Here is a 10,037-nt window from a genome sequence, read left to right on the forward strand (position 1 = left end):
GGCGCGGGGAACTGCGCGACCAGCCCCCACCCACCCGCACCCGGCGACGCGCGGCTCAGAACCCGTGGCGGAACCCGCCGTCCACCGGCAGCATGACCCCGGTCAGGTACGACGCCGCCGGCGACAGGAAGAACGCCGCGGCCCGGCCGAACTCCTGCGGCGTCCCGTACCGCCGCAGCGGAATCCGCGCCTCGTTCGCCAGCCGCGTCGCCGCGGGATCCGCGGAGAGCCCGTCCAGCTCACGCACCCGGTCCGTGTCGATGCGGGCCGGCAGCAGCCCGACGACCCGGATCCCGCGCGGCCCCAGCTCGTTCGCCAGCGACTTCGCGAAGCCGGCGAGCCCGGGCCGCAGCCCGTTCGAGATGGTGAGTCCGGGGATCGGCTCGTGGACGGAGCCGGAGAGCACGAACCCGATGACGCCGCCCTCGCTGAGCTCCGCCGCGGCGGCCCGGGCGAGCCGCACCGCACCGAGGAAGACGGACTCGAAGGCGGTCTCCCACTGCTCGTCGGTGTTGTCGGCGGCGGAGCCCGGCGCCGGACCGCCGACGCTGACGAGCATCCCGTCGAACCGGCCGAACCGCTCGCGCGCGGCCTCGATGACCTGGTCCGCGACGCGGGGGTCGGCGTTGTCGGCGGCGACGCCGTGCGCGTTCGGGCCGAGCGCCTCGGCCGCCGCGGCGACCCGCTCGGCGTCGCGCCCGGTGATGACCACCTTGGCGCCGTCGGCGACCAGCTCCCGGGCGGCGGCGTTGCCGAGGCCCCGGGTGGCGCCGGTGATTACGTAGACACGGTCCTTCAGTCCAAGATCCATGCCCTCCATCCTGCCCCTCCCCGCTCCAGGGCGCCGGAGGGGGGTCAGAGCGTGGACACGGCCTCCGCCGGGGCGGCGCCGGTGTCCGGGCCGTCCTCCTCGCGGCGGCGCCGCTCGCGCAGCTCCCGGCGCAGCAGCACCACCCAGCCGACCGGCACCGCGGCGGCGAACAGCCACCACTGGTACGCGTACGCGAGGTTCAGCGCCGCGTCCTCCTTGCCGGGCTTGCCGACCAGCTCGGGGGTGTCGCCCCGGGGGTCCGGGGCGGTCTGCGCGATGTAGCCGCCGAGCACGCGGGTGCCCAGACGGTGCGCCTCCTGCTTGCTGTTGATCAGCATGATCTGGCGGTCGGGCAGGCCCTTGAGGTCCTTGATGCCGCTGGCCGCGGTCGTCTCGTCGGGCATCAGGCGCCCGGTGACGGTGGTCTCGCCGCGCTCGGGCGGCGGGATCTTCGGGAAGGCGGTCTGGCTCGGCCCGTCCGCGGGGATCCAGCCCCGGTTGACGAGGAGCACCGTGCCGTCGTGGAGGACGAACGGGGTGAGGACGTGGTAGCCGACCTCGTCGTCCGCGTTGGTGCGGCGGCGGACGACGACCTCGTGCTCGGTGTCGAAGCGGCCCTGCGCGGTGACGGCGTGGTAGCGCTCGTCGCCGGTGACGGTGTGCCCGGGCGAGGTGAGCCGCTCGGGGGGTACGGGCTTCGCCCTGAGGGCGTCGGTGACCAGCTGGTTCCTGGCGGCGCGCTCGTCGTGGCGGTGCATCTGCCAGATGCCCAGCCGGATCATCGTGGGGATGAGGACGAGGGCGACCAGCGTGAGGATCACCCACTGCCGGGTCAACAGGAAGCGGTACACGCTCACGACGGTACCCCGGCGCGGTACGGCCCCCGACGGGCGGGTCCCGTGGGGGCCGTGGCGGGCCGGGGTACCGGCGCGGGCTCAGACGTTGTCGACGATGCCCACCCGCCCCTCCGCGCGCGAGCAGTGCGCCCCGCAGTACCAGTGCCCCTCGACCTCGACGCCCTGGCCGATGATGCGGCACCGGCAGTGCTCGCAGATCGGCGCCATGCGGTGGATCGCACAGCTGAAGCAGTCGAAGACGTGAACTGCACCCTGGGCATGAACCTCGAAGGACATGCCGTAGTCGTTTCCGCAGACCTCACAACGTGCCATGCGCCACAGGGTGGGTCCCGGCGCCGGTGCCGGGCGAGGGCGTGCGGGGCGAGTCGCCCCGCAATCACCCGTCTGACGCTCAGCCCCGGCCCGCGGGGGCGACGTCCTGCAACAGCTGTCCGAATGCCGCCTCGTCGACGACCGGCGTGCCGAACTGCTTCGCCTTCACGGCCTTCGACGTGTACGAGTCCGGGTCATTGGTGACCAGCAGGCTGGTGAGCCGCGACAGACTCGTCGCCACGTGCAGACCCGCCTCGACCGCCCGGTCCTCCAGCAGCTCCCGGTCGACGGACGTGTCCCCGGAGAACGCGACCCGCATGCCCTGCTGGAGCCGCTTTCCCGGCTCGTAGCGCCCCGGGTTCGGGTGCGGGCACGGCGGGCGCTTGCGCGAGGGGCGCCAGCCGCCCCCACCGCCCCGGTACGCGGACTGGCCCTGGCGCGGCACCGGCGCCCCGGCCGCCTGCTCGACCCATTCGGTGAGCGGCCGGCACTCCAGCAGCGGCAGCCGCACCTGCCCGGCGGCGGCCTGGCGCAGGCTCGGGCGGAACGCCTCGGCGAGCACACGCGCGTCGTCCAGCGCGTGGTGGGCGTGCTGCTGCACGACGCCGAAGTGCGCGGCGAGCGACTCCAGCTTGTGGTTGGGCAGCGGCAGGCCCAGCTCCTTGGAGAGGGCGATGGTGCACAGCCGCTGGCGCACCGGGGCGGTGCGCTTCGCGCGCGCGTACTCCCGGGCGATCATCGACCAGTCGAAGACCGCGTTGTGCGCGACCAGGACGCGGCCGTCCAGGCGCTGCGCGAACTCCTCGGCGACCTCCGGGAACAGCGGCGCGCTCTCCAGGACGTCACTCGTCAGCCCGTGGATCCACACCGGTCCCGGGTCCCGCTGCGGGTTCACCGTCGTGTACCAGTGGTCCTCGACCTCGCCGCGCGCGTCGAGACGGTAGACGGCAGCCGAGATGATCCGGTCGTCCCTGGACAGGCCGGTGGTCTCCACGTCGACGACCGCGTATCCCTTCGGGTACGCGTCCGGCCAGGACGTGTCGGATGCTGCGGTCGTACGGTCTTCGAGCATGGTCCATGAGGATACGGGCCCGCGCCGACACCTCCGCGCCCGGACCGGCCCACGGGGTCAGGAGCCGTGTTCCAGAAGGGACTTGACGAGCGCCCGTACGGACAGGGCGAACAGGCGCTCGGCGTCGGCCGGCCGCGCCAGGGTCCGGGCCAGCGCCGCGTCGTCCTCGGCGGCCGCCGCGTCCCACAGGTCCTCCTCGCCGGGGCGCTGCACGGGCGCGCGCTCCCGATTCCGCTCGACCAGGACAAATCCGACTGCGTGGAACTGGATCGCCCGGACGGCCTCGGCGGCGCGCACCCCGCGCAGCCCGGCCTCGTGCACCTCGCGCACCAGCGCGCGCTGCGCCGGCAGGAACATGCGCTCGGTCAGGCCCCGCTCGTGGACCATCGCCACGAGATGCGGATGCGCCCGCAGCTGCCGGCGCAGGGCCCGCGCGACGGACTCCGCCCGCTCGGCCGGGGTCCCGCCGCGCGGCCGGATCGCCCCGAGGTCGGCGACGGTGCGCTCGACGAGCGCGTCGAGCAGGGACTCCCGGTTGCCGACGTGCCAGTAGATCGAGGTGACGGCCGTGCCCAGCTCGGCGGCGAGCTTGCGCATCGTCAGCGCCTCGGGGCCGTGCTGCTTGACCAGCCCCGCGGCCGTGTCGAGCACCTCGTCCCGGGTGAGCGGTGCGCGCGCCATGTCCCCCGCCCTCCCGGCTCCCTGCGCGCAGGGGCCGACTCCCGTCCGTGCACGTGTCTTTACCCTTCATCGTCGCCGGTGTAACTGTGTTACAGGCGCCTCGTGAACGACCTCCGAAGAACCAGCACCGGCTTCGAGAAGGGCGGTACGGCATGGCACGCGTACGGTACGGAGCGCGCGGCGAGGCGGAGATCGCCGCGGCGCGCACCGCGAGCAGCAAGCTCCCCGACATCTGGTCCACCGGCGTGGTCGCCGTGTGGGAGTCCGACCCCGACGCGGTCGCCGCGGTCCTCCCTCCGCCGCTCAAGCCCACCGCACGCCCGCTGGTACGGGCCAACATCAGCAGGGTCGACCTGCCCGGCTACCCGCTCGGCGCCGGTTCGGTCGCGGTCGCCGCCGAGCACGGGGGAGTCGAGGGCTGGTACCCGCTCGTCATGCCGATGACCCACGAGCGCGCCCTGATCGGCGGCCGCGAGGTCTTCGGCGAGCCCAAGAAGCTCGGCGAGGTCACCGTCGAGCGCGACGGGCTCGTGGTGCGGGCCGCGCTCGCCCGGCACGGCATCGCCTTCGTGGAGGTGCGCGGCGCGGTGAGCGGCGCCCTGCCGCTTCCCGAGCCGTCACGGAAGACGGACTTCTACTTCAAGTTCCTTCCCGCCGTGGACGGTTCGGGCTTCGACGCGGACCCGGTGCTCGTGCACTGCCTGCGCCACGAGAAGGTCAGGAAGCTGGAGGCGGTCACCGGGGACGTCGTCCTGCGGGAGTCCATGTACGACCCGGTCGCCGACCTCCCGGTGCGCGCCCTCGTCGAGATCACCCTCGGCGAGAAGACGACCGACCAGACCGGCCGCGTCGTGGAGCGGGTCAGCGCCCAGGCCCTGCTCCCGTACATCCACCAGCGCTACGACGACCCGCAGCAGATCCTCGACGGCCCGCCCGAGGGGAGCGTCTGATGCGCCTCGAAGCGGGACAGGTCGCCGTCGTCACCGGCGCCGCGAGCGGCATCGGGCTCGCCCTGGCCCGTCGGTTCGCGGCCGCCGGCCTGAAGGTGGTGCTCGCCGACGTGGAGCGGGCGGCCCTGGAGAGCGCGGCCGGACAGCTGCGGTCGGAGGGGGCCACCGTGCACGCGCGCGTGGTCGACGTCGGCGAGCGCGAGCAGGTCATGGCCCTGGCCGAGGACACGTACGCGACGTTCGGCGCCTGCCACGTGCTGTGCAACAACGCGGGCGTCGGCTCGGGCGCCGAGGGCCGCATGTGGCAGCACGAGCCCAACGACTGGAAGTGGGCGTTCGCCGTCAACGTCTGGGGCGTCTTCCACGGCGTGCAGGCGTTCGTGCCCCGCATGATCGAGGGCGGCGAGCCGGGCCACGTCGTCAACACCTCGTCCGGCGACGGCGGCATCGCACCGCTGCCGACGGCCTCCGTCTACGCAGTCACGAAGGCCGCCGTCGTGACGATGACCGAGTCGCTGTACGCGCACCTGAGGGCGGAGCACGCGCGCGTGGGTGCCTCGGTGCTCTTCCCCGGCCCCCACATGCTGCGCACCGGACTGTGGGAGTCGCACCGCAACCGGCCCGAGCGGTTCGCGAAGGAGCGCCCGCGCAGAACGCCCTACCGCAGCCTCGACCAGTGGGAGGCCGCCATGAAGGAGGCGGGCGAGGAGGTCGCGTTCACGCCCGTCGAGGAGGTCGCCGACCTCGTCGCCGAGGGCATCGCGGCCGACCGGTTCTGGCTGCTTCCCGAGAGCGAGCACAGCGACCGGCAGATCCGGGCCCGCTCGCGGTCGATGCTGGACCGGGCGAACCCGGCGTATCTGGAGAGCTTCATTCTCGACTGATCCCGAGGGACGTGTGATGAGCAGCAACCAGGACCCGTACCTGATCATCTCCTCCGACTGCCACGCCGGGCTGCCCACCGAGGAGTACCGGCCCTATCTCGACCGCCGGTTCCACCGCGCGTTCGACGACTTCCTGGGCGAGCGGGACGCGCGCCGCGAGGAGGCCACCCGGCTGGGCATCCGCAACGACGCGTTCGCCGAGAAGTGGTTCCAGGACAACGAGGAGGGCCTGCGCGGCGGTTGGGACGCCGCGCAGCGCCTCAAGGAGCTCGACGGCGACGGGGTGGCCGCCGAGGTCGTCTTCCCCGACGCGGACGCCGTGGACAGCCGCACGGCGGCGCCCTTCGGCGTCGGACTCGGCCTCTCCGGCGACCAGGACCCCGAACTCGGCATGGCCGGCGCGCAGGCGCACAACCGCTGGCTCGCCGAGTTCGTCGCGCAGCACCCCGAACGGCACTGCGGTGTCGCCCTGCTGCCCATCACGGCCGATCCGAACAAGGTCGTCGCCGAGGTGCACCGCGCCAAGGAGTCCGGGCTCGGCGCCCTGATGATCCCCTCCATGTGGGTCGACAAGGACCCCTATCACGCGCGCCGCTACGACCCCGTGTGGGCGGCGGCCGCCGAGTGCGCGATGCCGGTCGTGACGCACTCGGGAGCCGCGCCCCGGCACGAGTACGGCGACCATCTCGGCATCTACGTCAGCGAGGTGACGTGGTGGCCCGCGCGGCCGCTGTGGTTCCTGCTCTGGTCCGGGGTCTTCGAGCGGCACCCCGGCCTCAGGTTCGGCGTCGCCGAGTCCGGCTGCTGGTGGCTGCCCAACCTGCTCTGGTTCATGGACCGGCTCTACCTCGGCGCCCACGGCGGCAAGAAGCTGTCCCCCTTCGCGGAGCTGAAGCGCCCGCCGCACGAGTACCTCGACCGGCAGGTCTTCGTCTGCGCCACCAACACCAAGCGCCGCGAACTCGCCCAGCGCTACGAGATCGGCGTCGACAACATCCTGTGGGGCAGCGACTTCCCGCACCCCGAGGGCACCTGGCCCGACACCCGCACGTGGCTGGGCAGGACCTTCCACGACATCCCCGTCGCCGAGACCCGCCGCATGCTGGGCCTCGCCGCCGCCGAGGTCTTCGGCTTCGACACCGCGAAGCTGGCCCCGCTCGCCGCCCGCATCGGCCCGACCCCCGCCGACCTCGGCCAGGACGCCGACCAGAGCGCCGTGGAGGCGTCCTGGGCGCGCTCGCGCGACGTGGGCCGGCACTGGCTGACCGACCACGACTTCCCGACGCTGGGGGTGACCCCGTGAGCCCCGCCCAGGACCGCTACACGGTCATCTCGGCGGACTGCCACGCGGGCGCCGACCTCCTCGACTACCGCCCCTACCTGGAGTCCCGGCACCACGACGCCTTCGACGCCTGGGCCGCCTCGTACGTCAACCCGTACGAGGATCTGCTCGCCGACACCGCGGACCGCAACTGGAACTCCGACCGCCGGGTGCGGGAACTCGAACAGGACGGCATCGTCGCCGAGGTCGTCTTCCCGAACACGATCCCGCCGTTCTTCCCCTCGGCCGCGCTCATGGCTCCCGCACCCACCCGCGAGGAGTTCGCCCGGCGCTGGGCCGGACTGCGCGCCCACAACCGCTGGCTCGCCGACTTCTGCGCCGCCGCCCCGGGCCGCCGCGCCGGCGTCTTCCAGATCCTGCTGAACGACGTCGACGAGGCCGTCCGGGAGATCCACCGGTGCGCGGCCGCGGGCCTCAGGGGCGGCCTGCTGCTCCCGGGCACCCCGCCCGGTTCCGGGCTGCCCGAACTGCACGCGCCGGTGTACGACCCGATCTGGCGGGCCTGCGCCGAGCTCGGCGTCCCGGTCAACCACCACGCGGGCTCCGCGTCCCCGCCGCTCGGCGACGAGCCGGCCGCCCGCGCGGTCTTCATGGTCGAGACGACCTGGTTCTCGCACCGCGCCCTGTGGCACCTCGTCTTCGGCGGCGCCTTCCACCGCAACCCCGGCCTGCGGCTCGTCCTCACCGAGCAGGGCTCCGGCTGGATCCCCGGCGTCCTGGACATGCTGGACTACTACCACGGGCGGCTCGTCGCGGCGGCGGGCCGGGCACACACGGCGGAGTCCAGGTTCGGCGCGGGGCTGGCCGCTTCCATGGGGCGGCGCCCGTCCGAGGTGTGGCGCGAGAACTGCTTCGTCGGGGCGAGCTTCATGCGCCCGCACGAGGTGCCGCTGCGCGAGCGCATCGGCCTCGACAAGATCATGTGGGGCAGCGACTACCCGCACGACGAGGGCACGCACCCCTACACGCGCGAGGGGCTGCGCATCTCCTACGCGGGCCTGCCCCGAGCCGAGATCGCCGCGATGGTCGGCGGCAACGCCGCCCGCGTCTACGGCTTCGACCTCGCCCTGCTCGACCCGGTCGCGGCCCGCGTCGGTCCCACCGTCACCGAGATCGACGAGCCCCTGAAGGAGCCGCCGTCCGACGCGACCAGCCCGGTCTTCGCGAGGGGAGGTTCGGTCCGCGTCTGGTGATGCCGGGGTGGCGCGCTCGGGTTTGTCGGGAGTTACCGGAGTCCGGCCCCTACCGGCGGTAATACTTGTCGGTAACTACCTCTGGTCCTGGCTCGGTCCGCGCCCTTACGGTGCACACATGTCCACCCCCAATCTGCCCGACGTCGTGCTCTGGTCCATCCCGGCCTTCGTGCTGCTCACCGTCGTCGAGATCGTCTCCGTACGCATCCACCCCGACGAGGACGCCGCGGGGTACGAGACCAAGGACGCGGCCACCAGCATCACCATGGGACTGGGAAGCCTCGTCTTCGACTTCCTGTGGAAGATCCCGATCGTCGCCGTCTACACCGCCGTGTACGAACTGACGCCGCTGCGCGTGCCCGTCCTGTGGTGGACGGTCCCGCTGATGCTGCTGGGCCAGGACTTCTTCTACTACTGGTCGCACCGCGGCCACCACGTCATCCGGATCCTGTGGGCGTGCCACGTCGTGCACCACTCCAGCCGCCGGTTCAATCTGTCGACCGCGCTGCGCCAGCCCTGGACGAGCCTGACCGTGTGGCCGTTCTACCTGCCGCTCATCGCGTGCGGCGTGCACCCGGCGGCCCTCGCGTTCTGCTCCTCGGTCAACCTCGTGTACCAGTTCTGGATCCACACCGAGCGCATCGACAAGCTGTGGCGGCCGTTCGAGTTCCTCTTCAACACGCCCTCGCACCACCGCGTCCACCACGCCTCCCAGGGCGGCTACCTCGACCGCAACTTCGGCGGCATCCTCATCGTCTGGGACCGCCTCTTCGGCTCCTGGGTGGCCGAGACCGACCGCCCCGTCTTCGGGCTCACCAAGAACATCAGCACCTACAACCCGCTGCGCGTCGCCACCCACGAGTACGCGGCCATCGCCCGCGACCTCAGGAGCGCGGACAGCTGGCGCGAGCGGGCCGGCCGGGTCTTCCGGGGCCCCGGCTGGCAGCCCGCCGCACCCGCCGCGGAACCGGCCGCGGCCCGCCAGGTCACCGAAGGCGCCGCGTGAACCGCACGGCGGCCCTGCGCACCGGCTTCCTCGCGGTGTGCGCCGCCGATCTCCTCGCCCTGCTCGCGGGCGTGCAGGCCGCACACGTCGTCCTCAAGCCGCTCCTCGTCCCGGCGCTCCTCGCGTACGTGATCGTGCGCGGCGGCCCCCGACTTCTGCGCGGGGCCCTGCTGTTCGGCTGGGGCGGCGACGTGCTGCTGCTCTTCGACCACGACCTGGCCTTCCTCGCGGGCATGGCGAGCTTCGCCGCCGGACACGTCTGCTACCTGGTGCTCTTCAGGCGGCAGGGCACCACGCGCGCGTACGGCGGGCTCCTCGCCGCCGGGTACGGGCTCGCGCTCGTCGGGCTCGTCACCGCCCTGTGGTCCGACCTGCCGGCCGGGCTGCGCGGTCCGGTCGCCGGCTACAGCGTGCTGCTGACCGCCATGGCGTTCGCGTCGTCCCGGCTCGGCCGCACGGCGGGCGCGGGCGGCGCGCTGTTCCTGCTGTCGGACGCGCTCATCGCGATGGGCGTCGCCGAGTGGCCGGCCCTGCCGCGCCCGGACTTCTGGGTGATGCTCACCTACGTGGCGGCCCAGTACCTGCTCGCGCGCGGGGTGCTCGATGAGCGGGCGGCGCCCGGGGCGGCGTACCGTGAGGGGCGTGCCGAGACCCGGCCCACCCCGCACTGACCTGCAGCGATCTGCAGCGCCCCGCACGAAGGAACACCCCCATGCGCGCCACCACCATCCACGCCCCGTTCGACATGAGGGTCGAGGACGTCCCCGAGCCCGTCGTCGTCCTGCCGACGGACGCCGTCGTGCGCGTCGTGCGCGCCTGCATCTGCGGCAGCGACCTGTGGGCCTACCGCGGCGAGGCCGCGCGCGAGCCGGGACAGCGCATCGGCCACGAGTTCCTCGGCGTCGTCGAGGAGACCGGCTCGGAGGTGA

12 protein-coding genes are annotated in these 10,037 nt (G+C 73.1%); 7 read left to right on the top strand and 5 right to left on the bottom strand.

Going from position 1 to position 10,037, the window contains the following annotated elements:
* Positions 1 to 55: 55 nt before the first annotated feature.
* The 5 genes from GTW43_RS30145 to GTW43_RS30165 all read right to left on the bottom strand — a co-directional run bounded on the left by GTW43_RS30145 (position 56) and on the right by GTW43_RS30165 (position 3,733).
* The gene (locus GTW43_RS30145) at positions 56 to 811 is read right to left on the bottom strand and encodes an SDR family oxidoreductase (RefSeq protein ID WP_161305156.1); all 756 of its coding nucleotides are present in this window, start codon (positions 809 to 811) and stop codon (positions 56 to 58) included.
* A gap of 44 nt (positions 812 to 855) precedes the next feature.
* On the bottom strand, positions 856 to 1,662 hold the full coding sequence (locus GTW43_RS30150) for an SURF1 family protein (protein ID WP_161305157.1): 807 nt from the start codon (positions 1,660 to 1,662) through the stop codon (positions 856 to 858).
* Between the two features lie 84 nt (positions 1,663 to 1,746).
* The gene (locus GTW43_RS30155) at positions 1,747 to 1,980 is read right to left on the bottom strand and encodes a hypothetical protein (RefSeq protein WP_150166323.1); all 234 of its coding nucleotides are present in this window, start codon (positions 1,978 to 1,980) and stop codon (positions 1,747 to 1,749) included.
* Positions 1,981 to 2,059: 79 nt separating this feature from the next.
* Complete coding sequence (locus GTW43_RS30160) at positions 2,060 to 3,052, bottom strand: DEDDh family exonuclease (RefSeq protein ID WP_161305158.1); 993 nt, start codon at positions 3,050 to 3,052, stop codon at positions 2,060 to 2,062.
* A gap of 57 nt (positions 3,053 to 3,109) precedes the next feature.
* Positions 3,110 to 3,733 (bottom strand): TetR/AcrR family transcriptional regulator, encoded by a 624-nt coding sequence (locus GTW43_RS30165; protein WP_161305159.1) that lies wholly within the window; start codon positions 3,731 to 3,733, stop codon positions 3,110 to 3,112.
* Between the two features lie 152 nt (positions 3,734 to 3,885).
* On the opposite strand from GTW43_RS30165, the gene GTW43_RS30170 reads away from it, so the two are divergent.
* The 7 genes from GTW43_RS30170 to GTW43_RS30200 all read left to right on the top strand — a co-directional run.
* Positions 3,886 to 4,683: an acetoacetate decarboxylase family protein gene (locus GTW43_RS30170; RefSeq protein WP_161305160.1), complete on the top strand. Its 798-nt coding sequence runs from the start codon at positions 3,886 to 3,888 to the stop codon at positions 4,681 to 4,683.
* Complete coding sequence (locus tag GTW43_RS30175) at positions 4,683 to 5,567, top strand: SDR family NAD(P)-dependent oxidoreductase (protein WP_161305161.1); 885 nt, start codon at positions 4,683 to 4,685, stop codon at positions 5,565 to 5,567. The genes GTW43_RS30170 and GTW43_RS30175 overlap by 1 nt, the downstream gene beginning before the upstream one ends.
* Positions 5,568 to 5,583: 16 nt before the next feature.
* Positions 5,584 to 6,870 carry an amidohydrolase family protein gene (locus tag GTW43_RS30180; protein ID WP_161305162.1) on the top strand — a complete coding sequence of 429 codons (1,287 nt, stop codon included), beginning with the start codon at positions 5,584 to 5,586 and terminating at the stop codon, positions 6,868 to 6,870.
* A complete protein-coding gene (locus tag GTW43_RS30185; protein ID WP_161305163.1) occupies positions 6,867 to 8,102 on the top strand; it encodes an amidohydrolase family protein in 1,236 nt (411 codons plus the stop codon). Before GTW43_RS30180 ends, GTW43_RS30185 begins: the two co-directional genes overlap by 4 nt.
* A 118-nt stretch (positions 8,103 to 8,220) precedes the next feature.
* Positions 8,221 to 9,108, top strand: a complete 888-nt coding sequence (locus tag GTW43_RS30190) for a sterol desaturase family protein (RefSeq protein ID WP_161305164.1) — start codon at positions 8,221 to 8,223, stop codon at positions 9,106 to 9,108.
* Positions 9,105 to 9,779: a lysoplasmalogenase gene (locus GTW43_RS30195; protein WP_161305165.1), complete on the top strand. Its 675-nt coding sequence runs from the start codon at positions 9,105 to 9,107 to the stop codon at positions 9,777 to 9,779. Before GTW43_RS30190 ends, GTW43_RS30195 begins: the two co-directional genes overlap by 4 nt.
* Before the next feature lie 41 nt (positions 9,780 to 9,820).
* Positions 9,821 to 10,037: alcohol dehydrogenase catalytic domain-containing protein (locus GTW43_RS30200; protein ID WP_161305166.1), on the top strand; the 217-nt coding region annotated here is incomplete at its 3' end.

The organism is Streptomyces sp. SID5785 (assembly GCF_009870065.1).
GTDB lineage: Bacteria > Actinomycetota > Actinomycetes > Streptomycetales > Streptomycetaceae > Streptomyces.